Source organism: Candidatus Krumholzibacteriia bacterium, from assembly GCA_035649275.1.
Taxonomy (GTDB): Bacteria; Krumholzibacteriota; Krumholzibacteriia.
In genome coordinates, this window is record DASRJW010000086.1 from 20,522 (window position 1) to 46,632 (window position 26,111).

Sequence of the window (26,111 nt, forward strand, 5' to 3'; positions counted from 1 at the left end):
CCGGGCGCCTGCGGGGGGGAGGCCCCGGCGCTCGCCGGAGTCTACCTTCTCGGGGTGGTGGGCAAGCACCGCGCGCCGACCGGCGAGCCACCCGGCCGACACCGAGGCCTGTGCTACCATGAGACCCGAGTGGCGCGGGGCGCCGCTCTCCGCCCTTCTTCAAACCCCCTCGGGAACCCATGTGCGGCATCGCCGGTCTCCTGCACCGTGACCCTGCGCGCCCGGCCGACGCCGAGCAGGTCCGGCGCATGTGCGGCACCCTGGTGCACCGGGGGCCGGACGGCGAGGGCTTCCACGTCCGCGGCCCGGTGGGTCTCGGCACGCGGCGGCTCGCCATCATCGACGTCGAGGGCGGCGACCAGCCGCTCTACAACGAAGACGGCAGCATCGCCGTGGTGCAGAACGGCGAGATCTACAACTACATGGAGCTGCGGCGCGAGCTGGAAGCCCTGGGGCACCGCTTCCGCACCCAGAGCGACACGGAAGTCTTGGTGCACGCCTACGAAGCCTGGGGGGACGACTTCGTCCAGCACCTGAACGGGATGTGGGCTTGCGCGCTGTGGGATGCGCTGCGTTCACGCCTGCTGCTTTCCCGTGACCGTCTCGGCATCAAGCCGCTCCACTACGCCTGGGACGGCGACACGCTTCTCTTCGGCTCGGAAATCAAGGCGCTCCTCGCCGGCGGCTGGGCGGCTGAGCCGCACTGGGAGGTGCTGGACGCCTACGTGGCCTTCGGCTTCGTGCCCGAGCCGCATTCGCTGTATCGGGGCGTGCACAAACTGCCTCCAGCCACCCATCTGATCGTGGAGAACGGCGCTCGACCGCGGCTCCAGACCTACTGGCAGCCGCCCGTCGTGGACGAGAGCGAGGCCCGGCGCGACGAGGAGCGCATCGTCGAGGAATTCAGCGCTCTGCTGGCAGACGCGGTGCGCTTGCAGCTCAGGAGCGATGTGCCCCTCGGTGCCTTCCTTTCCGGCGGACTCGACTCGGGGAGCATCGTCACCCTTGCCAGCGAGAGCACACGGTCGCTCAGGACCTTCACCATCGGCTTCGAAACCGACGGCTACGACGAACGCGCCCTCGCCCGCAGCGTGGCTGAGCGGGCGGGCTCGCAGCACCTGGAACGCGTCGTCACCTACGACGATCTGGAAGCGACGCTCTGCACCTTGGGGCAGGCCTTCGACGAGCCCTTCGGCGACAGCTCGGCCATCGCCGCTTACGCCTTGGCCGGCGTGGCGCGGGAGAAGGTGACCGTGGCGCTCTCCGGCGACGGGGGCGACGAGGTGCTTGCCGGCTACACCCGTTATCAGGGCGAGAAGTTCAGCGCCGCCTATGGGGTGCTCCCCGGGGTGCTGCGCCGGACGGTGTTGCCGGGTTGTGTGCAGGCGGCGCGGAGGCTGAGCCGCGGCGGGCTCCGCCACCGGCTCGAGCGCACGGCACGTGTCCTCGAGGCCGCGAACCTCGGCTTCGAGGAGCGGATCGCGCGCAAGCAGTCCTTCTCCTCGCCGGCTTCCCGCCGTCGGTTGCTGCGCGCCGGGGCCATCCGGCCTGCCCGCGAGTTCGTCGACGACACACTCCGTCATTGCCCGGTGCGAGACAACTTCCAGCGCCTCAACTGGTTCGACCTCAAGATGATGCTCCCCTCGGAGATGCTCACCAAGGTGGATCGAACGAGCATGGCCCATTCGCTCGAGGTGCGCGTGCCTTTCCTCGACCACCGGCTGGTCGAGCTCATGACCTCGGTGAGCGCCGCGGTGAAGATGCCGGGGTACAGGCGCAAACACGTGCTGCGCCAGGCCATGCAGGCGAAGCTGCCACCGGCGGTGCTTTCCGCCCCCAAGCGCGGCTTCGACGTGCCGGTGCGCGAGTGGTTCCGCGGCGAAGCGGGAGCGACGCTGTTGCGAGAGCGGCTGGGGAGCGGGGCGCTGGACGAGGTCGTGGATGTCCGGGCGCTGCGAGAGGTCGTCGACGAACATCGTCGCGGCCTGGCGGACCACGGCGTGCACTTGTGGATCCTCCTGCAACTCGCCGCCTGGAGCGAGAGCCTGGGGCGGGTGACACAAGGCGCATGAACCAGCAGCGGCGCGAAGCCGGTGACGTGACGACGGGGATGGGCAGCGTTTGGCAGAGCGGCGGCAGCCAGCGCCCGCTCCGCGTTCTCATGGGCGTGCCGGCCCCGGGGGCCACGGCCGGCGGAACGGCGCTGCTGCTGCCCATGCTGGTGGAAGATCTGCGCCAGAGCCGTGACCTGGAACTCTTCCACATGCCCTACGGGCGCTGGGAGGAAGGCGAGCCGTTGCCGCTCAAGATCTGGCACCAGATCGTGGATGTGGCGCGCTACCCGGGGCGGTTGCGCGCCGCCGATCCGGACCTGGTGCACTTGAACACCTGCCTCGACCGGAGAGCACTGCTGCGCGACACGACCTTCGTCGCTCTGAGCCGACTCCTGGGCCGGCGCGTCTTCCTGGAGTGGCACGGCTCGGAAACCGCTCTGCTCCACTCTGGCGCCCTGCCCTGGAGAGCTCTGGGGCGCCTGCTCCTGCGTTCGGTGCAGGCGCTGGGCACGCTTTCCACCCCGGAAGCCGACGAGGTGCAGCATCTGCGCCACGCGCCGCCCTGTTTCGTGGTGAAGAACCCCATCGATCCCGCCCGCTATGGCGAGCGCTTCGACCTGCATGGGCAACTCGGGATCGAGCGTCCGGCACCTCTCGTCCTCTTCATCAGTCGCCTCATTCCCGGCAAGGGGCTGGAGGAGGTGATCGGCGCTTTCCCTCGGCTCGTCGAGCGACATGGCGCCCACCTGCTCGTGGTGGGTGACGGTCCCGTCCGCGCTGCGGCGACCGCGCTGGCTCGGTCCCTGCATTTAGAGAGCAGTGTGCACTTCCACGGCGCCGTGCCCGAAGCGGAGACCCTTCGCTTCTACAATGGTGCGGACGTGCTGGCTTTTCCCTCCCGTCTCACCGAGGGCTTACCCATGGTTCTCCTCCAGGCTATCGCTGCGGGTTTGGGCCTCGTCACCACGCGCTTGCGGGCTGCGGTGGAATACCTGCGGGAGCCGGAACATTGTCTCTTCGTCGACCCGCAGGATTCTGCCGCGATCGGCGCTGCTTTGGATCGGCTGTTGAGCGATCGAGAAGAGCTCGCACGCATGCAAGCGGCAAATCGAGCCCTGGCTCGCCGCTTCGACCGCAAGACCGTGGCCGCCGAGTTCGGCCGCGTCTACCGGGAGATCGTCGACGGGGAGTCTGCGAGCGCTGGCGATCGAGCCTCCTCTTCGCCAGGCAAATTGCGGCGGCTCGTAACCGGGCCGGAGAGGGAGAACGACGCATGATCGTCCTCGGGGTACACGACGGGCACACCGCAGCGGCGGCGCTGTTGCACGACGGACGCATCGTCGCCGCCGTGCAAGAGGAGCGCTTCACCCGCATCAAGAACTGGGCGGGATTTCCGGCGCAGTCGGTGCGCTGGCTGCTGCAGAGCCAGGGGCTCGGTACCCAAGACGTGGACGCGGTGGTGCTGAACGGGCAGCAGATGCCCTATGCCAAGAGCCGCGAGGAAATCCTGGCCGAATACGAGCGCACCGGCACACCGGGGACGACGCTGCGGCGCTTCCTCAAGCGCACCGCGGTGAAGACCGTCTACGACGACCGGCGGCGGGCGCAGCGCCGGCGGTTGGCGGCGCGCTTCGGCTTCCCGGAAGAGCGCGTGCACTTCCTCGACCACCACACGGCGCACGCCGCCGGGGCCTACTACGGCTGGGGCCGTTTCGATGCCCCCGTCCTGGTGCTGACCAACGACGGAGCCGGCGACGGCCTCTGCGCCACGGTGAGCGTGGGGGAGAAGGGGCGCCTGCGCCGCCTGGCGGCGGTGCCGGAGTCGGAGTCCATCGGCAACATCTACGCCATGATCACCTTCCTCATGGGCATGGTGCCTTTGGAGCACGAATACAAGCTCATGGGCATGGCGCCGTATGCGCCGCAGAAGCAGAGCCAGCAGGTGGCCCAGCTCTTCCGCCGCTTGCTCGAGTTCAAGAGCGACAACCCGATGGTTTGGGAACGCCGCAACGGTTGCCCCGAGACCTATTACAGCTACGAGTTCTTCCGCGAGCTGCTGCAGCTCAAGCGCTTCGACACCGTCTGCGGCGGCCTGCAGCTGTTCACCGAAGAGATGCTCACCACTTGGGCACGGAACGCGGTCGCCGCCACCGGCATCCGCCGGCTGGCGCTCGCCGGCGGTGTCTTCATGAACGTGAAGGCCAACAAGGCCATCATGGAGCTCGACGAAGTGGAGGATCTGTATGTGCTGCCGTCGTGCGGCGACGAATCGAGCGCCCTCGCCACCGCCTGGCACTGGCAAGCGGAGCAGGACCTGAAGCAAGGGCGCCCGCCCCAACTGCAGCCTCTCGGAGACCTCTACCTGGGGCCCGAGGCGAGCCGCGCCGACGAGGAACGAGCCCTGCAGACTTTCCAAGCCGGCTCCTGGCTGGAGGTGGAAAGCGACGGCGACCTGGAAGCGCGGGCGGCAGAGCTCCTCGCCCAAGGTGCGGTGGTGGCGCGCTGCCGCGGGCGTATGGAGTTCGGCGCTCGCTCGCTGGGGAATCGGGCCATTTTGGCCGATCCCACTCGCCCGGAGGTGGTGCGCATCATCAACGACATGGTGAAGAGCCGGGATTTCTGGATGCCCTTCGCACCCTCGATGCTGGAGGAAAGCGCCGACGACTACATCGTCAACCCGAAGCGCCTGCCGGCGCCCTACATGATCCTCTCCTTCGACACGACCGAGCGGGTCGGCGAAATCGCTGCAGCCATCCATCCCTACGATCGCTCGGCGCGGCCACAGCTCGTGTCGGAGGCCTGGAACCCGGGCTACCATCATCTGCTCACCGAGTTCCGCCGGCGCACCGGACGTGGTGCCATCCTCAACACCTCCTTCAACCTGCACGGCTATCCCATCGCCAACTCCCCGGAGGACGCCCTCGACGTGCTGAAGAACTCCGGGTTGGAGCATCTGCTCCTAGGGCACTTCCTGGTGCACAAGAAGAAGGTTCGCGCGTGAACACGGCGCCGGCCCCGGCGCTGGTGGAAGCAGCGCTCCGGCGCTGGCTCGACGCGCACGGCATCGCTTCCTACGATCCCTACGACGCCCTCGACTGCGGCCGGCCCTGGTCGCTCGTGCGGCGGTCGCGCTTCCTGGCCCGGCTGTGGACGCAGCTCCTCAAGCGCAGTCCGCTCAATCTCCGCCCCCTCGTCGGCATTCGCCCGCATGCCTCCGCCAAGAGCCTGGCCGATCTCGCCGCGGCCGCCCTCCTGCGCCAGCGCCTCGGTGGCGATCCGGGGGCGGGCGCCGCGGCGCGGGACCTCCTCGGAGCGTTGCGTCGCGCCGTCGTGCCCGGCCATCGTGGTGCCTGCTGGGGAATGCCGACAGCGTACGTGTCGCGCTTCATCGCGGTGGAAGCACGGACGCCGAACCTGTTCTGGAGCGTGGTGGCGGCGCAGGCATTCCTGGAAGCGTTCGAGATGGAAGGGGACAGGAGCGATCTCGCCCTCGCCCGGTCGGTGGCGGACTTCCTTCGCGGCGATCTCGGCGCTGTCGACGAAGGTGATGGGGGAGTCTGGTTCCGTTACTTCGCTCACCACGAGGCGGCGGTGTACAACGTCACCGCACTCGCCGGGGCCTTCCTCCTGCGCTTGTCACGGCACACCGGTGAGAGCGATCTGGCCAGCCTCGGGCGGCGAGCGCTGCATTTCGTCCTGCAGCACCAGAACGGCGACGGCTCCTGGGACTACGCCCGCGGCCCGGAAGGTCGCTGGGTGGATGGCTTCCACACCGGCTATGTCCTCGAGGCCCTGCTCCAAGCTTCTCTCTTGGAAAGGAACCCGGACTGGGAAGCGGCGCTGCGGCGGGGCGTCCGCTTCTATCACGAGCAGCTGTTCACCGCCGACCACGTGCCGCGCTACCTGGCGGGACGACTGCATCCCATCGAGGTGCAGAACTGCGCGCAGGCCATCCAGACTCTGGCGCTGCTTTGCTGGTGGGACGCGAAGGAGCTGGAGCGAGCCCAGGCGGTGACGCGGGCGGTGACGCGGCTTCTCTTCCGCTGCACCCGCCAGGGACCCGAAGAAGCGGGATACTTCCTCTTGAGCCGCGGCCGCTTCGTCACCAATCCCCTGCCGGCGGTGCGCTGGGGACAAGCGCCCATGCTCCTGGCTCTCACCCATCTCCGCGCCGCGGCGGCAGGGCTGCGTCCCGCTTGGGAGAGTGCAGAGCGTCGTGCTTGAGGGAGCGAGCGTTCTCGAGTGGCGGCAGTCTCGCGCCTTGGTGCGATGGCGCCGAGCGCCAGCGTTCAGGGCGACGGCGCGGGTCGCGCCCCCGCCTTGGTGCCCACGACGCTGACCGGAAAGGCCAAACTGCGGGCGTCGGCGTACCCCAGGCGGCGGAACTCGGCGACCAGCTCGTCGGGGTGGCGGCGATGCTGGTACTGCGGCGTGAGGTTGTCGTGCAGCATGAAGACGACCTCGCGCAGCGAACGCCGGCGTGGGCCGCGGAAGGGTTCGTAGAGCTTGAAGGCCGCGTGCAAGGGGACGCCGAAGATCCAGCACAGGCTCTGCTGCACCGAGTGCGGCAGGAGGTACGGGCGTACCAAGACATCGCGCAGCAGCCGGTAGGGGCTGAAGCTGCGCGGATACAACCAGACGAAGAGCTGGCCGCCTGGGCGCAGCAGGCGATCCAAGCTGGCGAGGGCAGCCTCGGCATCGGGAACCGCCGGCACGACGCCATCGGCATAGATCAAGTCGAAGGACTCCGGGGCGAAGGGCGGCGCGTACAGATCGAACTGCGCCACCAGCGCGTTGGGCAATTCGCGACAGCGCGCGTGGGCGAGGCGCGCGGTGCCGCTGCGGTCGCCGCCGACCACGACGGCGCCTGGCGCCGCCTTGGCCAAGTTGCTGGTGAGACGACCGCTGCCGCAACCGATGTCCAGGATGCGCTGGCCCGCCAGACCGGAGGCGGCGGCGAAACCGAAGCGATCGAGGAAGCTCTGCAACTCCTCCGCGGCGGTCTCGCCGTAGATGGTGTCCTTCTCGAAGGCGCCACGAGAATGCAACGTCCACTGGGCCTCGAAGGCCTGGGCGGTGCGATCCGCGGCCACGTCCGGCGCGAGAAAGAAGGGCATGCCGTCGGGGCAGGGATACTCTGCCGCACATGGCTTGCAGCTCAGGCGACCGGTCGCGCCGCCGTTGGCAGTGACGGATGCGAGCGGGGCGCCGCAGCGCGGGCAGCGCAGCAGGCTCAGCAGTTCCGGGTTCATGCACCCACTCCTCGGTTCGCGTTCGGGAACCGAAGTATAGCGGATCGACGCGGCGACGCAGGCGGCCTGCAGCCCTGTGTTACGCTCTGGAGCAGCGTCCGGCCGCTCGGCGACGCGAGAGGAATCCATGACGTCTCGGGAAACAGTGCCGGCCGTACGCCCCACCGAGGCTGCACCGCTCCGCGCCGTCTATTACAGCAGCGCCATCCAGCTGGAGCCGGTGCTGTCGCTCGTGCCGGAGATGAATCGGCGCACCGAGTTCCATCTGCTCCTGGAGCTGTCGCCGGAAGCATGGTCGAGCGCCCTCTTCGACGTACCGCCGCGCCACCTGCCGGGCGGCATCGTTCCCGGCGACGCTGTCCTGCGCGATTCCGTGCCGCCCTCCATCCGGGCGTACTGGCAGCGCGCCACCAGTTTCCATCTCATCGTCCACGACTGCCGGCGCAGCGTGCACCCGCGGACGTGGTGGAGGAGCCTGCAAGCGGCGCGCTTCATCCGCGCCCTGCGGCCCGACGTGCTGCATCTGGACAATCTGTCCCTGCGTCTGGCGCCTCTCCTCTGGTCGCTGCGTCACATCCCCATGGTGCTCACGCTGCACGACCCCGAGCCGCACTCGGGTGAGGACAACTGGCGCGTGTCTCTCGGGCGCCGGCTCACCTTCCCGCAGGTGGATCGCTTCTTCTTGCTGAATCGTTCGGGGGTGGCAGGAGTCAGCCAACGCTTCGGGATCGCGCCGGGAAGGCTCGACACGGGCCACCTCGGCGTCCATGGCCTGGTCAAGGAGTGGCTCGCCGAACCGCCCGCCGAGGAGCCGCGCACCGTGCTTTTCTTCGGCCGCATGTCGCGGTACAAAGGTCTCGACGTCTTCTACCGTGCTGCCACCCTGGTAGCGGCGAAGCTGGATGCGGTCCGCTTCGTCGTCGCCGGGCGCTCCTTCCCAGGCTACGCGCTCCCCCCGGAACCGGAGCTGCCTCGCGGCGGTAGCGTCGAGGTGCTGCACCGCTACATGCACAACCGGGAGACGGCAGAGCTCTTCGCCCGCGCCACGGTCGTCGCTTGTCCCTATCTCGACGCGACGCAGAGTGGCGTGGTGCTGACCGCCTTCGCCTTTGGCAAACCCGTCGTCGCCACCCGCGTCGGCGGCCTGCCCGAGTACGTGCAGGATGGTGTCAACGGACTGCTGGTGGAGCCCGGCGATGCCGAGGCGCTGGCGGCAGCGATTCTCCGGCTGCTGCAGGAGCCGGGTTTGCGCGAGCACCTGCGCGCGGGGATCGCGGCGCAAACCGAAACCACGATTTCCTGGGCCATGGCGGCGGAGAAGATCGCCGCTTCGTATCACCGCGCGGTCGGCCGCAGGTCCTGACCCTTCCGTCACTGCTTCACGAAGGCGTACTCGTTGCACCCGTGGCTGCCGCCGCAGGTCGTCATGCGTTCCAGTGTGAAGCCGCGGGCGCGGTAGAAGGCGAGGACGGCCTCGGGCTTGGCGACCTCGAATGGGTAGCCTCCCAGCCAGTCGCGCCAGTCGTGGAGCACGGACATGCCGCGGTTCCGCCGGTACTGGCGGTAGCGCCGGGTCGGATCTTGCAAGCGCAGGAGGTCGCCGGCGAGGCCGCGCAGGACGAAATACGAAGTGCAGGTCGCGAGCACGAGCAGCCGCGCGCCACGGCTCTTGTGGTAGAGGGCCTTGATCTTCCGCCACCGCACCGAAGTACTCCCCTGGTCGTTGTAGATGGCCAGGCAGAGCGAGCCCCCGGAACGCACGAGAGCGGCGACGTTGTCCAGAGCCTGCCACAAGGCACCGGTATGGTGCAGCACACCCCAGGAGTAGACCACGTCCCAGGTGCCGAGGCCGGCGAGGTAGCCGCGGTCGAGGGCGTTGCCTGCCTCCACGGTCCAGAACTCCGCTGCCCGGGCATAACGGCGCTTGAGCTCCTGAGTGCAAGCGACGCTCAGCGGGTCGAAGTCGAAGGAGTGGAGGCGCGTGCAGCCGAGTCGGAGCGCGGCGAGGGAGGAAAGTCCGCTGCCCGAGCCGATGTCGAGGAAAGAGGCGCCGGAAAGCGACTCCCGCCCGAGCAGAGAGGCCAGGGAACGGGTGGCGATGTCGATACGGTCCTCGTCGAGGGTGCCGAGGAAGCGCAGCCAGTTCTTGCCGAACTCGAAGCGAGTTTCGGGGGCGGGCGCGGTTGCGGCACTGGCGGCGTGCATCGATCTCCCCGACTCGCGCTCAGGAGCGTGTCTGCGGGCCGTGGCGTTCGTACCAGAGATGGAACATGAGCAGCGCCCAGAGCTGCACGCTCCAGTCCCAGCGCCCGGCCTCGTGCTCTTCGACCAGATGAGTCACGAAGCGGCGGTTGAAGAGGACATGGGCGCCGTTGCTGCTGTGCAGGAGGTGTTCGCGCACCAGATCGCGCAACTCGGCGCGGAACCACTGGCCGAGGGGGACACCGAAGCCGTGCTTCTGGCGGTGCACGATCTCGCGCGGCACGAAGCCTTCGGCGACACGCTTGAAGATGTACTTGGAGACGCCATGGCGGCGCTTGAGGTTCGAAGGGATGCTGGCGGCGAACTCGAGAACCTCCTGATCCAGCAGCGGGCAGCGCACCTCCAGAGAATTCGCCATGCTCATGCGGTCCACCTTGACCAGGATGTCGCCAGGTAGATAGGTGGCCGTGTCCACCGCGAGGACGCGGCTCAAGAAGTCGGGGTAGCGCTGCGCCGCGGCATGGGCGGCGAAGACTTCGTGCTCTTGCATGGAACCGATCTGCTCCAGCGTCGCCGCGGCGAAGAGCCGGCGGCGGCCGCCGGGGTCGAAGACGTTGCTGTAACGCCCCGGCAACGGCTGGTGGGCGCGGCCCACGGCGCGCGCCATACGCCGCCACCGTGCTTGCCCGGAGAGGCGGGCGCCGAGTCCGAGGCCGCCGCTCGCCAACGCCCGCAGCGGTGCCGGCACCCGGCGGTGGAAGCGCTCGTCCCGCTCCTGGACGCGATGGCTGTCGTAGCCGGCGAAGGCCTCGTCGCCGCCATCGCCGGAGAGAACCACGGTGACGTGCCGGCGCGCCATTTGCGATACGAGGTAGGTCGGCAGCGCCGAAGGATCCCCGAAGGGTTCGTCGAACTGTTGCACCAGCTTCGCCACCAGATCAGTGGCGTCGGGCTGCAGGATCTCTTCGTGGTGTTCGGTGCCGAAGGCCTGGGCGACCACACGGGCGTAGCGCAGTTCGTCGAAGGACTCGGCGTCGAAGCCGATGGAGAATGTCTTCACCGGCGCGTCCAGGAGTTGCTGCATCAGGCCCACCACGGTGGCGGAATCGACGCCACCGGAGAGGAAGGCGCCGAGGGGCACGTCGCTCACCAGCCGGGCGCGCACGGCGTCGCGCAGTTTCTCCCGCAGCTGCTCCATGTACCAGCCCTCGTCGGTCTCCGACCGGGGATGCTCGAAGTCGAGCTGCCAGTAGGGCCGGACCTCCAGAGCGCCGCCGCGTAGGGTGAGCCAGTGCCCCGGCGGCAGCTTGCGCACTTCCCGGAAGATCGACAGCGGCTCGGGCACGTAGTGGTGGCTGAAGTAGTGGTTCAGCGCCTGCCAGTCCAGGCTCACGTCCAGGTCCGGGTGCTGGCGCAGCGCTTTGATCTCGGAAGCGAAGAGGAGGGTGCGGCCGTCGAAGCTGTAGTAGAGCGGCTTCTTGCCGACCCGGTCGCGGCCGAGGAGCAAGAGATCGCGGCGACGATCCCACAGGGCGATGGCGAACATGCCGCGCAAGCGTGAGAAGAGATCGCTGCCGTGCTCTTCGTAGAGGTGAACGAGCACTTCCGTGTCGCTGCGGGTGGTGAAACGATGTCCCCGGGTTTCCAGGTCGGCGCGCAGCTCGCGGAAGTTGTAGATCTCGCCGTTCTGCACCACCCAGACCGAGTCGTCCTCGTTGGCGATCGGCATGTGGCCGCTTTGCAGATCGATGATGGAAAGACGGCGCGAGGCCAGGCCGACGCGCTCGTCGGTGTAATAGCCTTCGTCGTCGGGGCCGCGGTGCACCAGAGCGCGGTTCATGCGCCGGAGCACTTCCGGGTCGACCCGCCCGGGAGCATGGATCCCGCAGATCCCACACATGGAAGGGGTCTCCAGCCGATCGCCGCGTGGACGCCGTCCCAGGAGGCGCGGCCGGTGTTCGTCCATTGACGCCGGCCGGTCCAGATCTTCACCCTGCACGGCGGTCGCCGCAGGTTTTTCGGGGGCGGAGCAGGCTCCCGCTGATCCTATCGGAACGCAGCCGTGAGCCGGAAGGGGGGCAGAGTTTTGCCGGCCGGATCTCGAGAGGCGCAGGAGTCTCTGCAGGCGGCGAAGTCCCCGGCAACACGGCGACTACGCATCGGAATCTTCATCGCCCTCCTACCGCCCGAGGGGATCGGCGGGGCCGAATTCCAAGCGGAAAGGCTGGCGCGGGAGCTGGCTGCCCGCGGCCACGAGGTCCACGTCTTCACCCGCGGCGGCAAGCGACGAGCCAGGAAAGAGGAGCGGGGCGGCACTCGGGCCGGTGCGGAAGCGGCGGGCCCGCAGGTGCACCGCCGGCCCGTGGTTCCCGTGCCGGGCTTGCGTCTCCTCTTCGAGGTTCTGGCTGCCGGCTGGCAAGGCGGCCGAGCGCCACTGGACGTGTTGCTCTGCTTCATGACGGTCAATAGCGGCCTGCTGGGCTACGTGGCCCACCGCTTGAACGGCGCCCCTTTCGTCATCTGGCAGCGGGTGGAATCGGAGACGCGCCTGCACCCGAAGAACTGGGAGACACGATTGTCCGCTTGGTTGCACCGACGGGCGACGGAGAACTGGGTGCAAACGCAGCGCATGGCCTCGAGCTTCGCGCGTGCCTACGAACGCGCCGGGAAGCAGGACGCCTGGCGCTGCATCGCCTCCCATCTCCGCGTGCTGGGAAATGGTGTCGATCAGCCGCCGCCACTTGCGAGGGAGGAACCACCGCCGCGGCGCTTCCTCTTCGTCGGCCGGCTGGTGCAGGACAAGAACCCCTTCGCTCTCATCGAAGCAGCGCGGTCGCTGCAGGGCGCCGAGGTGTGGATGGCAGGTGGCGGGCCGCTGGCGGCAGCGCTCCAACGCGCCGCAGCCGGCACACCCGTCCGCCTCCTCGGCGTGCAACCCCGGGAACGGATCCTCTCGCTGCTGCAGGAGTGCCGCGCCCTCGTTCTCTGCTCTCATAACGAGGGTCTCCCCAACGTCGTCCTGGAAGCCCTGGCCGCCGGCCGGCCCGTGATCGCCACGCCGGTGGGCGCCGTGCCCGAGGTCGTCGAGGACGGCGTGAACGGGCGCCTCGTCCCGGAGGGGGATGTAGGGGCTCTCCGTCGGGGCATGGAAGAGTTGCTCGACGATGCGACCTGGTCCCGGATGGCAAGCCAAACCCGGCCCTCGGTGGCCCGCTTCGGCTGGCCCCAGCTGGTGGATCGGGTCGAAGCCGCCTTGCTGGAGGTGGCGGCGCGCCGGCGTTGAGACGGGTCTTCGACAGGCGGGTCGGGGCTGGAGAAGACCAGAGGGGCGGTAAAGAGATCCCCGCGGAGGCCGGCCACGTGCTCCCCGTCCTCGCCGCTCCGGAAGCACGCCTAGGCCGAACCAATCCGCGGGGAACTTGTGGCACGCGAATCGACTGGCAGTCTAGGTGAACGAGAACGGGGTCTCTCGGGTTGCAGGGGGAAGCAACTTTTTTTGGAGCGGACCGGGAGCGCTGTCCTGAAAAAGTCTGGAGGGGTCCCAAGCACCGATCGGCCCGGGCTTTGCAGACAGGCGCCAGGATCAGCCCTCCTTACGCCTAGAATGATGCCCGCCGCTCCGCGGCTTGTGGCGCAGGGTGCGGCGGCAGGGGTGGCTTCGCCAGGGGAAGGCTCGGGGGCGATCGAACCGCCAGGGGAGTGCGCTTGGACCTGCTGGGCGTCGTGGTGATCCTGGGTCTCGTGGAGGGGCTGACCGAGTTCCTCCCGGTGTCCTCCACCGGACACCTCATCCTCGTGGGGCATTGGCTCGGCTTCCAGGGCGAGAACGCCAACACCTTCGACATCGTCATCCAGCTCGGTGCGATCCTGGCAGTGGTCTGGGAGTACCGTCGCCAGCTCCTCGGCCACGCTCTCACCATGCGGCACGAGCCGCTGTCGCGGCGTTACTACGGCAACATCCTCCTCGCTTTCCTGCCCGCGGCAGTGCTGGGGTTCCTGCTGCACGACACCTTGAAGGAGCATCTGTTCACGCCGCGGAACGTGGCGCTGGCGCTCATCGCCGGGGCGCTGTGCATCTACGCCGTCGAAGCCATGAAGCTCCGACCGCGCACGCAAGCGGTGGAACAACTCAGCGTTCGGCAAGCGCTCGCCGTGGGTCTGGCCCAGTGCGTGGCTCTCTTCCCCGGCTTCAGCCGCGCCGCGGCCACCATCCTCGGCGGCTTGCTCTGCGGCCTCGACCGCCCGACGGCGGCGCGCTTCTCCTTCCTCCTCGCCATCCCGACGATCCTCGGCGCTGCGGTGCTCGATCTGGCCCGAAGCGCCAAGACACTGGGGCGCGACGACGTTCTCTGGATCGCCGTCGGCCTCGTGGTCTCCTTCCTCGCCGCCTGGCTGGCGGTGCGCTGGTTCCTGCGCTTCGTGAGCCAGCACTCGCTGCGCCCGTTCGCCACCTACCGCCTGCTCTTGGGTGGCGTCGTCCTCTTCTTCCTGCGCCGGGCCTGAGCCGAGGCCTTGGCAGGCCCCGGAGCCTGTGGTAGCGTCGCGCCCGCTCTGCAGCGGGAGGACCAACGCATGCACGGGACAGTCCGCGCCGCCACGCTCGCCGACCGCATCGGCTCGGCCAGTGCGACTCGTGATCTCTTCTTGATCCTCGGCGCCAGCTTCGGTGTGGGTTTGCTGGCGCAGCTGGAGATCCGTCTGCCCTGGACGCCGGTGCCTATCACCCTGCAGCCCTTCGGGGTCTTCCTGGCGGGCGCCGCCTTGGGGTGCCGCCGCGGCGCGCTCGCCATGCTGGCCTATCTCGCTGAGGGCGCTGCCGGCCTGCCCTTCTTCGCCGGCGGCAGCGCTGGTTTCGCCCATCTCCTCGGTCCGACCGGCGGTTATCTCATCGGCTTCGTGCCAGCTGCCTTCGTCGTCGGCTTCTGCGCCGAGCACGGTTGGGATCGAACGCCGCTCCGCGCCTTCGCGGCGATGCTGCTCGGATCGGTGGTGCTGTTCGCTTGCGGCTTGACCCAGCTCGCCGCCTTCGTGCCCCGGGGCGAGTTGCTGCGCGCCGGCCTTTATCCCTTCATCCTCGGCGATGTGGTGAAGATGCTGGCGGCGGCGGGCCTCTTGCCACTGCTCTGGAAGCTCCTGGATCGAACCGGCCAGCCGCGCCCTTAGCATTCGACCACTGCCTTGCCGCTCCGCTCCGCGGGCTCTATCCTTCGAAGAGCCTGCGCTCCCCGCCGCCTCGACCCCCGAGAAGAGGGCAGTCACGCATGCGCTCTGGCCCGCACGTGGCGAGCGCCCGAGGCCGCCGGCGCCTGGCGTGGCTCGTTTTCCTGCTGGCGTGGCTCGGCGCGGCGACCCTGGCGCGGGCTCAAGCCTTCACGCCGCAACCGGTACACGGCCGCGTGGTACTGCGTTTGCGACCGCCGGCGTCAGGTACCTTCTCCGAGGCGGCGAAGAGCCCGGATCTCGAGCTCCTGCACACGCGTTTCGCCGTCAGCCGTTGCGCGCCGCTCTTCGACGGCCCGGGTCGGGGGCCTGCGAAGTCGGAAGTTCGGCTCGCCTCCTTCTACGTCGTCGACTTCCCACCCGAGCAGGACCTGGAGATGGTGCGGGGCGCCTATGCGGCGCTCCCGGAAGTCGAGAGCGCCGAGCTCGACTGGATGCACCCGCTCCTGCTCGAAACCGATGACTTCGCCGGGCAATGGCATCTGGAGAGCACTTCGGGGAGGGACGCGCACGTCACTGGAGGTTGGAACCACTCGATCGGCGATACCAGTGTGGTCCTCGCCATCGCCGATTCCGGTGTGGACTGGATGCATCCCGATCTGGGCGGCAGCGGCCCCGGCGGGACCGGGGGCAACATCTGGACGAACTGGGTGGAGTTCCATGGCACCGGCGGTGTGGACGACGACGGCAACGGTAAGGTGGACGACGTGCGGGGCTGGGACTTCGTGTCCAACCTGAACAGCCCCTGGCCGGCCTGGCCCGGAGAGGACTCTTCCCAGCCCGATGCCGACCCACGGGACTTCAACGGTCACGGCACGCATGTGGCGGGGATCGCCGGAGCGCGGACGAACAACGGCGACGGTGTCGCCGGTGTGGGTTTCCGTTGCCGCATCCTGCCGCTGCGCATTGGCGGCTCGGTGCACGACCCCGCCGACCCCGACGGACTGGAACAAGGCGTGGTGTTCATGACCTATGCCGCTCAGGCCATTCGTTATGCCACGCTGGAGGGAGCCACGGCGATCAACTGCAGCTGGGGCTCGTCCTTCGATTCCTTTCTCGCCGCCGCCGTGGACGACGCGGTCGCAGCGGGTGTCATCGTCGTCGTCGCCGCCGGCAACGACAACCATGACCTTCCCAGCTACCTGGGGTCACGCGGGGATTGCCTCGACGTGGCGGCCACGACGCCGGGGGATGTCAAGGCTACGTTCTCCAACTTCGGCTCCTGGGTGGACATTGCCGCTCCCGGCGTGGACATCTTGAGCACCTACTACGATCACAACGCCGACCAGCACGGCTATCGTCTGTTGCAGGGCACTTCGATGGCGGCGCCCGTCGTCACCGGTCTCGTGGGCCTGGTGAAGGCCCGCTACCCCTTCCTCCGGGGAGCCTTGCTGCGCCAGCAGATCCTGGCGGGCGCCGATGACCTGGACGCAAGTGATCCGGAGCATGCCGGCATGCTGGGGCGCGGGCGGGTGAACGCGCTCCGCACCTTCGATGATCGCTTCCTCACCATCCCCGGCGATTACCCGAGCATCGCCAAGGCGCTGGCAGCGAGCGGCGCGGGCGACACGCTCGCGGTGCGCGGCGGCGTCCCCCTTGGCCCACCGCTCTTGGTGCAGAAATCCGGTCGCACGCTGCTGGGGGGATGGGATGCGAACTTCACGAGCCGCGATCCCGGCAACCCGAGCCTGATCGAGGTGAACGGCACCGGTCCGTGCCTGGAGTTCGGCGCCGGTGTCGACAGCACGACGGTGGTGGACTCCTTCCGTTTCTCCGGTGGCGCTGCCCGCTTCCTCTCCGACCCGAGCGGGCGCTTCGGCGGCGGCGTTCTCTGCATCGATGCCTCCCCGGTGCTCCGTCACTGCACCTTCAGCGGCAATCGGTCCGGCGACGCCGCCGAGGCCGGCGGCGGCGGCGGCGGTTTCTTCGCGCGCTCGCAAGCTCGCCTCGTCGACTGCCACTTCCTCGGCAACAGCGCCAGCCGCGGTGCGGGTCTGTACCTGCTCGACGCGATGCTGCACCTCGAGCAGTGCCGGGCGGAGAAGAATCAAGCCCCGGCAGCAGCGGGATCCCGCGGCGGCGGCGTCTACCTCGACGGCGGCACGCTGGTCGCCGACGGCCTGCAGCTCGCCGACAATGGGCTGGTGGAAGAAGGCGGCGGGATCTGCGCGCGAGCGGCGCGACTGCTGCTGCGCAATGCCCGCTGCAGCACGAACCTGGCGGTGAATGGCGGCGGCATCGCGCTCCGCGAGGGGAGCACGCTGGAGCTCGTGGCCTCGGTGTTGTGGAACAACCGGGCCAACCAGCTGGGCGGTGGTCTCTACGGGCTCGATTCCCAGGGCGAGCTGAGCAACGTCACCTTGCACGCCAACCATGGGCTCGGGGGCGCGCTCTTCGTGCAGCGGGGATCCGGCCCCTGGGGCCTGTCCAACAGCATCTGCAGCGGCCACGGGAGCACGGCGCTCTTCTTCTTCGCCACGACGGCGAGCCTCGATTACAACCTCTACTGGGCCAATCCGTCGGGTGACTTGCAAGGGGCGACGTATGGTGCCCACGATCTCGTGGCCGATCCGCTCTTCGTCGACGCGACCGCTGGTGACGTGGCGCTCGGGCTGCACTCGCCGGCTCTCGACAGCGGCGAGCCGGCGGCGGGCCTGGCGGATCCCGACGGTTCGCGCAACGATCGCGGTGCCTTCGGCGGGCCGCTGACCTCGCGCCGGACACTGCCGGCGCCCCAGCTTCTCGCCGCCCGCCACATCGGCGGCGTCACCACCGTCGCGTGGACGCCGAACACCGAAGCCGACGTGGCTTCCTATGCCGTGTATCGCGGCCCCGACTCCGACTTCGTCCCCGCGGCGCTCACCTACGTGGGAAGCGCTGCGGCGTCACAGACGAGCTTCGCCGATCCGAACGGGAGCGAGGGCGACTGGTATCGGCTGGCCGCGGTGGACGGCCGCGGCGCCTCCTCCGGTTTCCGCGCCGCGCTCCGCTCCGAGACCCAGGACTTGCTGCTCCCCGTCGGGCCCAGCCTGAGCACGCGGGAGCACCTGCCCTCGACCCCGGCAGCGCCGCCCACCCCCGTTTTCACCTTGCATCCGGGGAACCCGAACCCTTCCAATCCCTCGACGCGCCTCGCTTTCGAGCTGCCCGTGGGGGCTCGGGCCCGCCTGGAAATCCTCGACGTGCGGGGGCGACTCGTCCGTCTCCTCGTCGATGGACCGCTGCCGGCGGGACCGGGGGCAGTGGACTGGGACGGCCGCGACCGGCTGGGGCGCGAGGCGCCGAGCGGCGTCTACGTCGTGCGGTTCGCCGCGGCGACCTGGTGCACGACGCGCAAGCTCACCCTGGTTCGATAGGAAGTTCCGTGGCCTACGACGTCGTGGTGTTCGGCGCCCATCCGGACGATGCCGAGATGGCAATGGGCGGCACCATCGCCAAGTTGACGCGGGCGGGGAAGTCCCTCCTCCTCGTCAGCCTGACCCGGGGCGAGGCAGGGAGTCACGGGACGCAGGAGGAACGCGAGCGGGAAGCGGCCGATGCTGCCGCGGTCCTGGGTTGCGAGCACCGGCTGCTCGACTTCCCGGACTCCCGGCTCGAGTCGAACCTGGAGGGAAGGGAACGGCTGCTGCGGCTGTTGCGGGAGCTGCGCCCGGCGCTGGTGTTCGCCCCGCACTACACCAACCGAGGTGGCCATCACGACGGCGCGGCGCACGTGGATCACCTGGTGACGGGGAACCTGGTCCGCGAGGCGGTGAAGCTGGCGCGCGTGCGCGGCGTGGAGCGTGCGCTGCCGGCCCACGACGTGCAGCGGCTGTATTACTACATGGTGCCGCGGGACATGGTCCCGTCGCTCCTCGTGGACGTGACCGCCGAGTTCGACACCCTGGTCCGCGCCATCCAGGCCTACCGCACCCAGATGGCCATCGACCGCCGGGGCACCCCGATCCTCGAGATCCTGGCGGCCTACCGGCGCTACCTGGGCATCGCCGCCGGTTGCACCTACGCCGAGTCTTTCCTGTGCGAAGAGCCCCTGCGCGCCGATGCGGAGCTGCTCTTTCGCCTCTGAAGCGAGCGGCCTCGCGTCCTCGGCCCCCGCGCACCCGCCCTGCCGGCGCCGCCACCAGACAAGCTGGTATACTCTCCCCGCCAAGCACCTGGTAGCCGAGGAGAACCGCGGACTGCACTCCCCATGTCGGTGAAAAGAATCCTAGGCAAGCTCTGGGCGGGCTGGAAGCGCTTCGCCCACGTCGTCGGGGTCGTCAACCGGCACGTGTTCCTGACCGTGTTCTACTTCGTCTTCGTGCACTTGGTGAACCTGGGCTTGCGGCTCTTCCGGGTCGATCTCCTCGACCGGCGGCTGGCCGCGGCGGCGACCTACTGGCGTGACAAGGACACCCGCAGCGGCGAGTACCGACACCAGTTCTGATCGAGCACCATGAACATCTTGGGAATCTCCGCCTTCTATCACGATTCCGCCGCCTGCCTCCTGCAGGACGGCCGCCTGGTGGCCGCGGCCTCGGAAGAGCGCTTCACGCGCAAGAAGCACGACCACGACTTCCCGCTCAACGCGGCGCGCTACTGCCTGCGCGAGGGTGGCATTACCGCCGCCGATCTCGATTACGTCGGCTTCTACGACAAGCCGCTGCTCAAGTTCGAACGCATCCTCTACACCTACCTCGCCACCTTCCCTCGTTCGTTCCCTTCCTTCATGAAGGCGATCCCGCTCTGGTTGCGGGAGAAGCTGTGGACGCCGGGGACGATCCGGAAGGAGCTCGACTACCGCGGTCCCGTCCTCTTCGCCGAGCACCACGAGTCGCACGCGGCCAGCGCCTTCCTGCTCTCGCCGTTCACGGAAGCGGCGCTGCTCACCGTGGATGGGGTGGGCGAGTGGGCCACGGCGACGCTCGGGGTGGGGCGGGACCGGCGGGTGGAGATCCGCAAGGAGATCCGCTTCCCCCATTCCTTGGGTCTCTTGTACAGCGCCTTCACCTACTACCTAGGTTTCAAGGTGAACAGCGCCGAGTACAAGGTGATGGGTCTCGCCCCCTACGGCCAGCCGAAGTACAGGCGGGAGATGGAGAAGCTCATCGACATCAAGGAGGATGGCAGCTTCAAACTCAACATGGACTACTTCGCCTACGACTACGGGCTGACCATGACCAACGGCAAGTTCTCCGAGCTCTTCGGGGGCGAGCCGCGGGCGCCGGAATCGAAGCTCACCCAGCGCGAGATGGACATCGCCGCCAGCATCCAGGAGATCACCGAGATCGTCATGCTGCGCATGTCGAACTGGCTGCACAAGGAGACCGGGCTGGACAAGCTGTGCATGGCCGGCGGTGTGGCGCTCAACTGCGTGGCCAACGGCCGCATCCTGCGGGAAACGCCCTTCCGGGACATCTTCGTGCAGCCGGCGGCGGGGGACGCCGGCGGCTCCCTCGGGGTGGCGGCGCTCATCTGGCACTCCATCCTGGGGAACGAGCGCGGCCCCGGCATGCAGCACGCCTATCTGGGTCCTTCGTACAGCAGCGAAGAGATCCGCAGCTATCTCGACGGCAACGGCATCCGCTACCAGGAGCTGGAGCGCGAGGCGCTGCTCGACCGCACCGCCCAGCTCATCGAGGAGCAGAACGTGGTCGGTTGGTTCCAGGGGCGGATGGAGTTCGGGCCGCGGGCGCTGGGAGGCCGCAGCATTCTGGCGGACGCCCGCAACCCGGCCAACAAGGACGTGGTCAATCTGAAGATCAAGTTCCGCGAGAGCTTCCGCCCCTTCGCCCCGACCGTGCTCGAGGACAAGGTGTCGGAGTGGTTCGAGCTGGAGCAGCCGAGCCCCTACATGCTGCTCGTGGCTCAGGTGCGCGAGGACCGGCGCACCATCCCCTCGGTGACCCACGTGGACGGGAGCGCCCGCATCCAGACGGTGAACCGCGAGCAGAATCCGCTCTTCTACGACCTCATCCGTCGCTTCGAGACGCGCACGGGCTGTCCGGTGATCATCAACACCTCATTCAATGTTCGCGGCGAGCCCATCGTTTGCACGCCCCACGACGCCTACCTCTGCTTCATGCGCACCGACATGGACCATCTGGTGCTGGATCGTTTCGTCCTGGACAAGCGGGAGATGCAGCCGCTGGCCGAGGACGTGGACTGGCGCAATCTCTTCGAGCTGGATTGAGTGCCCGAGCTCGGCGGGAGGCACCCGCCGGCGTGGTGCGTGGCCGCGGGCGCTCCGTCATGGTAGGCTGGAAAGGTCTCGTTTCCGAGGGGGAGGCTCATGGGATTCAAGGACAACCTGCGCGAGAAGCTCAGCATCTTCCGTGAGCTCTGGCTCTTCATGCGGGTGCGCAAGAAGTTCTGGCTGGGACCGATCATGCTGGTGCTGCTGCTGCTCGGGATGCTCATCGTCTTCACCGAGGGCTCGGCGCTGGCGCCCTTCATCTACACGCTCTTCTAGCGCGCTGCACCGCGGCCTCGGCTCGGGCGGGGCGGGCCGGGAGGCCGGATGCAGGTCGTCGTCTGCGCCGAGGTGCAGTGGCGCTACGTGCGGACGCGGAAGCAGCAGCTGCTGCGCCTTTTCCCCCCGAGCTGGCGCTTGCTCTTCCTGCAGCCCTACGTGCGCGGGCGCCGCAACGATTGGTGGCCGCGCCGCGACGGGGTGCTCACCTACGTCACCGTGCCGGTGCTGAAGAACGTGCCGCAGCCGGGGCTCCGGCGCCTGCTGGCCGTGAGCGTGGTGCGCGCCGCCGTCGATGCCGTTCTCCTCCTCTGGGTGGGGTGCCTGCGTCTCTGCCTCGGTTTCGCCGGCGACGCTGTGCTTTACGTTTCCAACATCTATTACGGCGGCATCCTGCGCTTCCTGCCCCGGCGGGCCGCGGTGTACGACTGCAACGACAACCACCTGGCCTTCCCGGGCACGCCGGCCTGGGCACGCCGCTACTTCGAACGGGTGGTGCGGGAGGTGGATGCGGTGGTGGTGAGCCAGACGCTGTTGCGGGAGGAGATCGAGCCGCTGCGGCCGCAGGCGCTGCTCGAGATCGGCAACGGCGTGGACTTCGAGCTCTTCGACGCCGCCTGGCGGAAACCGGCGCCGCCGGCGCGGCTCGCCGCCTTGCCGGCACCGCGCCTCGGCTACGCCGGCGCTCTGGCGGAGTGGATCGATTTCGCTCTCTTCGCCCGCTTGGCGGCGGCGTTTCCCCAGGCGAGCCTCGTCCTGGTCGGGCCGGTGGTCGGCGCAGCGGCGCCGCTCGAACAGCTCCTCGCCGCGCATCGCAACGTCCACTGGCTCGGCTCGGTGCCGCACACCGAGCTGCCGCAGTACGTGGCGGGCATGGATGTCTGCCTCATCCCCTTCCGCTCCACGCCGCTGACCCGCGGCGTCGCGCCGAACAAGCTCTACGAGTACTTCGCTCTCGGCAAGCCCGTGGTGAGCACGGACTTTTCGCCCTGGGTGCGGGGTTTCGAACCGTTGCTCCAGGTCGCGGCGACACCGGAGGCGGTGCTGGCGGCAGTGCGCGCGTCCCTGGCGACGCTCGGGGACGTGGCGGCGCGGCGGAGCCTGGCGCGGGAGCACAGCTGGGAGCGCTCGGCGGCGGCGATGGTGCAGCTCTTGGAACGTCTCGCAGGGACCGCGAAGCAACCGCTATAATCGCCGGCGTTCCGCCTCCGTTGCCGCCGAACCCTTTCCACTTGGGGAGGAAGCGCGTGGACCGTACCGCCCGCGACCTGGTGCAACTGCTCCGTTCTCCCGACGGGAACCTGCGTCTCGCGGCGCTGCGCGTGGTCACGGCGCTGGAGCTGCGGCACAAATCGGTCTTGGAAGCCATCGCCGCCAGCCTCGAGTCGGAGACCGAGGCGGTGCGGATCCAGGCACTGCAAGGTCTCGCCCAGCTCGGTCCGGCGACCGCGGTGGATCTGGTGGCACCGATGCTCCTGGAATCGGGAGCGGTCCGGCAAGTCGCCGCCCGCGTCCTGGCTCTGGGCGGCGCGGCCGCGGTGCCGGCGCTACGGCGCCAGTATGCCAAGGCCGATCACCACGGCAAGCGCGCCATCGCTTCCACCCTCGCAGAGATCGGCGGGACGACGGTCTTCGACTTCCTGCTGCGCCGCATGGCGGAAGAAGAGCTGGAGCTGGCGAAACATCTCACCCAGTGCCTACGTGGCCTCCTCGGCCGGCTGCCCGCGCCGGCTCGCCTCGCGGCGCTGCGGGGAGTGCACAAGTTCCTGCGCGAGCCGCGGACGAAGAAGAGCCCGCATGCCCTCGTCGGTTGCTTGATCCTCCTGGGCGGCGTCAGCGAGCCCAAAGCGGTGGAGGCAGCGCGGCGTGTTCTCTTCGAGGCGCTGGCGGCGGCGCAGCCCGAGGCGGTGCGGCGCAACGCGGCGATCTCCCTCGCCCACCTGCCCGTCCAGCCCAAGGAGTCCAAGACCCTGCTGGTGAAGCTGTTGCCCTTCCTCGGCGAGAAGGAGTGGAGCCCGGCGCCGCAGCACCTGCTGCCCTTGCTGCAGAAGCTCGAGCTCGAGCCGGGGGTCAGGCTGGCACTGCTCCCGTTGCTGCGCCAAAGCCCGCACGAGGCAGTGCGACTCCACGTGCTCGAGCGCCTGCGCGGCGTCGACAAGCCGGAGGCGGTGCGGGCCGTCGTGCCCTTCCTGAGCGCCGAGCACCCGCGCCTGCGCGAAGCCGCCGAGGCCACGCTCAAGACCATGCCGGGGGCGATCGGCATGCTCTTCGCGCTCCTCGTCGGTTCGCCGGCGGGCGAGACGGCGCAGCGCGTGCAGTGGGTGCTGCGTGCGTACCCCGATGGGGCACGGAAGAAGTACGCCGCGGTCGCCGCCGAAAAAGCCTTGGAGCTGTTCGAGAAGGGCAAGCCGGGGGCAGAGGTGTTCCTCGACTTCGCGAGCAGCGCCGAGCCGGCGGCGCTGCAGAAGCGGGTGACGGCGCGCATCGAGAGCGTCAAACGGGGCAGCTCGCGCGAGCGCTGGCAGCGCCTGGCGAGCCTGTACGAGCTCCTCGACGCCCGCAACCTCCTCGCCGGCGCGCAGCGCTACGACTATGGTCTGGCGCTGCTGCGCGCCAGCCGCAAGGACGTGCAGCAGAAGGAGCGGCACGCCGATCCGTCGCTGCAGGTTCTGACGCGCCTGGCGCGTCACGATGGTGCCGCACTCGTCCGCGCCCTGGCGGCGGAGAAGGGGCTCGGGGCCGAGGACTACTACTACCTCGGCTTCCATTGGAGCGAGGGTCCGGAAGAGCTGCGTGGCCACGGGGCGGCGTTGCTCGAACATCTGGCGAGCCGCTACCCGCGGCACAAGCTGCGCCGCGCCGCGCAGCACAAGCTCGACCTCCTCGGTCGGGGCGGCGGCGCGGCATGACCATGGCGCTGCGCCCGCTGCCGCCGGGCCTCCGGCCGGACGAGGTGGAGAAGCTCCGCTGGGAAGCCTTCGGTCACCGGCAAAAGAGCAGCATTCTTTCGCCCGACGATTTGGTGCGCTTCACCGCGGCGCGAGGCTTCGTGCTGCGTCTCCCCGAAGCGGGACTGCACTACCCGAGCATCTTGGAAGCCGCCGTCGGCCGGCCGCTCCTCGAGCATGGTTTCGACGAACGCGGCCGCAAGGCGGATGGGTGGGTGCGGGAGAGCGTCGCGTCCGGCCGCCTTCTGCATGCGGCAGTGCTGGCGCAGCGGGCGACGTTGGTGGACCGTGGGTTCGTCGCCGATTTCTTCGCTCTCTCGGGCCACCAGGGCGACCTGGAGGATCACGTGCGGGCGCAACGGCGCGGCCAGTTGAGCGCCGAGGCGGCGGCGCTCTGCGCCTGGCTCGTCCGCGAAGGGCGTCCCCTGGCGCAGTCCGAGCTGGCGTCGCTGCTGCAGATGCGTGGCGCTCTCGGGGCGCGGCGGCTGCGCCAGCGCCTCGACGAAGCCGTGCAGCGTCTGCTCGTGGTCCCGGTGGCATGGCGCGCCCAAGATGAGAGCGGGAAGGGGATGGAACCCGTCTGCGACCTGTTCCCCCGGGCCTTCGCCGACTGCGTGGAGAAAGGACGCGCGACCTCTCCCGAAGCGGCACGGCAGCGTCTCGCTTGCCGCTACCTGCGCAACGTCCTCGTCGAGGCGAGCCACGAGATGTCCCGCGTCCTCGGCTGGGCCGACGCCGACACGCTGGTGGCGCTCCGCGCCCTGGAGGTCTCGGGCGAGGTGGGCGCGCACCCTTCCTCCCGACGACAGCGCTGGATCTTCCAGGCCACGGCGACGGATCTGCTCGCCGAGGCGTGAAGGCGGCCACCATGACTCCAGTCCGCCTGGCAGGAGCGACCTACTTCCTGCTGCTCATTTCCGTGTGTCCTCTCGGGGCCGAAGCGGTCGGAGTTGGAGATCTCCGGCCTCGAGATCGAGTGCTCGTGACCAGGCGTGGATCTTCGCAGAAGGTCGAAGGCCACGTCGTTCGTGTGACCCTGGATACGCTCTACATCGTCCCCACCGAATCGAGCCACGATAGCGAGTGGCCGACCCAGGACATTCGAGAGCTGCAGAAGTGGAGTGGCCGAGGCTCTTCCTGGGCCGAAGGGCTGCTCTATGGTGCGATCGGTGCCGGAGTGACCGGGGTCGTCTGGGGACTGGCCACGGGCGAGACCGAAGACACGGCGGGCAACTCAGAGTTCGATTGCGAGTCTCGATCGTGCCGTTCACTCATGGGGGGAGCCTTGGGAGCCATGGCCGGTGGGATCGCTGGGTTCATGATCGGCGCCTTCATCGAGTCGGACAGGTGGGAAACGGTCGAGATACCGAGACCATGAGATCGAGCCAGAACTCAAGCCCGTGCCCGGCGGGCGAACCGCCGCCAGACGAGCCGCGCCTCTTCGAGACGCAGCACCCAGGCGAGGCCGAAGTAGAGCGGTACGCCGAGAGCGACCGGGACGAGGGTGACGACGCAGTCGGTGACCAGGGACGTGGTGACGAAGCGAGCCTCGAGCCAGCGTGCCAGAAAGCGGCAAGCGACGCCCATGACGGCGGCGGCGGCGCCGACCCGGACGAGCTGTCCGAGGAGATCGCGCTCTCCCAAACTGCCGCGGCGGCGCACAAAAAGCGTGTAAAGGACGCTCAAGTTGACCAGCGCCCCGACGGAGGTGCCGAGCGCCAGGCCCGGAGCGCCCAAGCGCTGGTAGAGCAGCAGGCTGCACAGGATGTTGCACACGACGGCGCTGACGCTGGCGAGGAGGGGAACGCGCGCCTCCTGCAGGGCGTAGAACGCTGGCGCCAACACCTTGACCGCTGCATAGGCATAGAGACCGATGGCGTACATCGACAGCACCGCCGCGGTGCGCGCGGTGTCGTGGGCAGAGAAGCGTCCGTGCTCGTAGAGCAGGGCGATGATGGGCTCGCGGAGCGCCACGAGACCCGCG

Annotated in this window: 21 protein-coding genes; 17 read left to right on the top strand and 4 right to left on the bottom strand. The window is 68.9% G+C overall.

Annotated features, from left to right (window positions below; genetic code table 11):
• Positions 1-179: 179 nt before the first annotated feature.
• From asnB (VFE28_08700) to VFE28_08715, 4 genes are read left to right on the top strand one after another with little or no spacing between them, the layout of a single operon-like run.
• The gene (asnB, locus tag VFE28_08700; GenBank protein HZM16065.1) at positions 180-2,072 is read left to right on the top strand and encodes an asparagine synthase (glutamine-hydrolyzing); all 1,893 of its coding nucleotides are present in this window, start codon (positions 180-182) and stop codon (positions 2,070-2,072) included.
• Positions 2,069-3,331 carry a glycosyltransferase family 4 protein gene (locus VFE28_08705; protein HZM16066.1) on the top strand — a complete coding sequence of 421 codons (1,263 nt, stop codon included), beginning with the start codon at positions 2,069-2,071 and terminating at the stop codon, positions 3,329-3,331. The genes asnB (VFE28_08700) and VFE28_08705 overlap by 4 nt, the downstream gene beginning before the upstream one ends.
• On the top strand, positions 3,328-5,055 hold the full coding sequence (locus VFE28_08710; protein HZM16067.1) for a carbamoyltransferase C-terminal domain-containing protein: 1,728 nt from the start codon (positions 3,328-3,330) through the stop codon (positions 5,053-5,055). Before VFE28_08705 ends, VFE28_08710 begins: the two co-directional genes overlap by 4 nt.
• Positions 5,052-6,278, top strand: coding sequence for a hypothetical protein (locus VFE28_08715; protein ID HZM16068.1), 1,227 nt, complete (start codon positions 5,052-5,054; stop codon positions 6,276-6,278). The genes VFE28_08710 and VFE28_08715 overlap by 4 nt, the downstream gene beginning before the upstream one ends.
• A gap of 65 nt (positions 6,279-6,343) precedes the next feature.
• On the opposite strand, the gene VFE28_08720 is transcribed toward VFE28_08715, so the two are convergent.
• Entirely contained in the window at positions 6,344-7,306 is a 963-nt protein-coding gene (locus VFE28_08720; GenBank protein ID HZM16069.1) for a class I SAM-dependent methyltransferase, read from the bottom strand.
• Positions 7,307-7,433: 127 nt separating this feature from the next.
• On the opposite strand from VFE28_08720, the gene VFE28_08725 reads away from it, so the two are divergent.
• Complete coding sequence (locus VFE28_08725) at positions 7,434-8,669, top strand: glycosyltransferase family 4 protein (GenBank protein HZM16070.1); 1,236 nt, start codon at positions 7,434-7,436, stop codon at positions 8,667-8,669.
• Between the two features lie 8 nt (positions 8,670-8,677).
• On the opposite strand, the gene VFE28_08730 is transcribed toward VFE28_08725, so the two are convergent.
• On the bottom strand, positions 8,678-9,511 hold the full coding sequence (locus tag VFE28_08730) for a class I SAM-dependent methyltransferase (protein HZM16071.1): 834 nt from the start codon (positions 9,509-9,511) through the stop codon (positions 8,678-8,680).
• A 19-nt stretch (positions 9,512-9,530) separates the two neighbouring features.
• Positions 9,531-11,408 (bottom strand): asparagine synthase (glutamine-hydrolyzing), encoded by a 1,878-nt coding sequence (asnB, locus tag VFE28_08735; protein HZM16072.1) that lies wholly within the window; start codon positions 11,406-11,408, stop codon positions 9,531-9,533.
• Between the two features lie 162 nt (positions 11,409-11,570).
• Between asnB (VFE28_08735) and VFE28_08740 the strand changes: the two genes are divergently transcribed.
• The 12 genes from VFE28_08740 (at position 11,571) to VFE28_08795 (ending at position 25,505) form a co-directional block, all read left to right on the top strand.
• Positions 11,571-12,791: a glycosyltransferase family 4 protein gene (locus VFE28_08740; GenBank protein ID HZM16073.1), complete on the top strand. Its 1,221-nt coding sequence runs from the start codon at positions 11,571-11,573 to the stop codon at positions 12,789-12,791.
• A gap of 422 nt (positions 12,792-13,213) precedes the next feature.
• Positions 13,214-14,011 carry an undecaprenyl-diphosphate phosphatase gene (locus tag VFE28_08745; protein ID HZM16074.1) on the top strand — a complete coding sequence of 266 codons (798 nt, stop codon included), beginning with the start codon at positions 13,214-13,216 and terminating at the stop codon, positions 14,009-14,011.
• A 69-nt stretch (positions 14,012-14,080) separates the two neighbouring features.
• Complete coding sequence (locus VFE28_08750; GenBank protein HZM16075.1) at positions 14,081-14,671, top strand: biotin transporter BioY; 591 nt, start codon at positions 14,081-14,083, stop codon at positions 14,669-14,671.
• Between the two features lie 98 nt (positions 14,672-14,769).
• Positions 14,770-18,084 (top strand): S8 family serine peptidase, encoded by a 3,315-nt coding sequence (locus VFE28_08755; protein HZM16076.1) that lies wholly within the window; start codon positions 14,770-14,772, stop codon positions 18,082-18,084.
• Between the two features lie 8 nt (positions 18,085-18,092).
• Complete coding sequence (locus VFE28_08760) at positions 18,093-18,794, top strand: PIG-L family deacetylase (GenBank protein ID HZM16077.1); 702 nt, start codon at positions 18,093-18,095, stop codon at positions 18,792-18,794.
• Positions 18,795-18,917: 123 nt separating this feature from the next.
• Positions 18,918-19,154 (top strand): hypothetical protein, encoded by a 237-nt coding sequence (locus VFE28_08765; GenBank protein ID HZM16078.1) that lies wholly within the window; start codon positions 18,918-18,920, stop codon positions 19,152-19,154.
• Between the two features lie 9 nt (positions 19,155-19,163).
• Positions 19,164-20,900, top strand: coding sequence for a carbamoyltransferase (locus VFE28_08770; protein ID HZM16079.1), 1,737 nt, complete (start codon positions 19,164-19,166; stop codon positions 20,898-20,900).
• Between the two features lie 99 nt (positions 20,901-20,999).
• Complete coding sequence (locus VFE28_08775; protein ID HZM16080.1) at positions 21,000-21,179, top strand: DUF5989 family protein; 180 nt, start codon at positions 21,000-21,002, stop codon at positions 21,177-21,179.
• Positions 21,180-21,227: 48 nt separating this feature from the next.
• Complete coding sequence (locus VFE28_08780) at positions 21,228-22,370, top strand: glycosyltransferase (protein ID HZM16081.1); 1,143 nt, start codon at positions 21,228-21,230, stop codon at positions 22,368-22,370.
• A 56-nt stretch (positions 22,371-22,426) separates the two neighbouring features.
• Positions 22,427-24,088, top strand: coding sequence for a HEAT repeat domain-containing protein (locus VFE28_08785; GenBank protein ID HZM16082.1), 1,662 nt, complete (start codon positions 22,427-22,429; stop codon positions 24,086-24,088).
• A complete protein-coding gene (locus VFE28_08790; GenBank protein HZM16083.1) occupies positions 24,085-24,984 on the top strand; it encodes a hypothetical protein in 900 nt (299 codons plus the stop codon). Before VFE28_08785 ends, VFE28_08790 begins: the two co-directional genes overlap by 4 nt.
• Before the next feature lie 11 nt (positions 24,985-24,995).
• A complete protein-coding gene (locus tag VFE28_08795) occupies positions 24,996-25,505 on the top strand; it encodes a hypothetical protein (protein ID HZM16084.1) in 510 nt (169 codons plus the stop codon).
• Positions 25,506-25,519: 14 nt separating this feature from the next.
• On the opposite strand, the gene VFE28_08800 is transcribed toward VFE28_08795, so the two are convergent.
• A partial coding sequence (locus VFE28_08800) for a lipid II flippase MurJ (GenBank protein ID HZM16085.1) occupies positions 25,520-26,111 on the bottom strand: 592 nt, incomplete at its 5' end.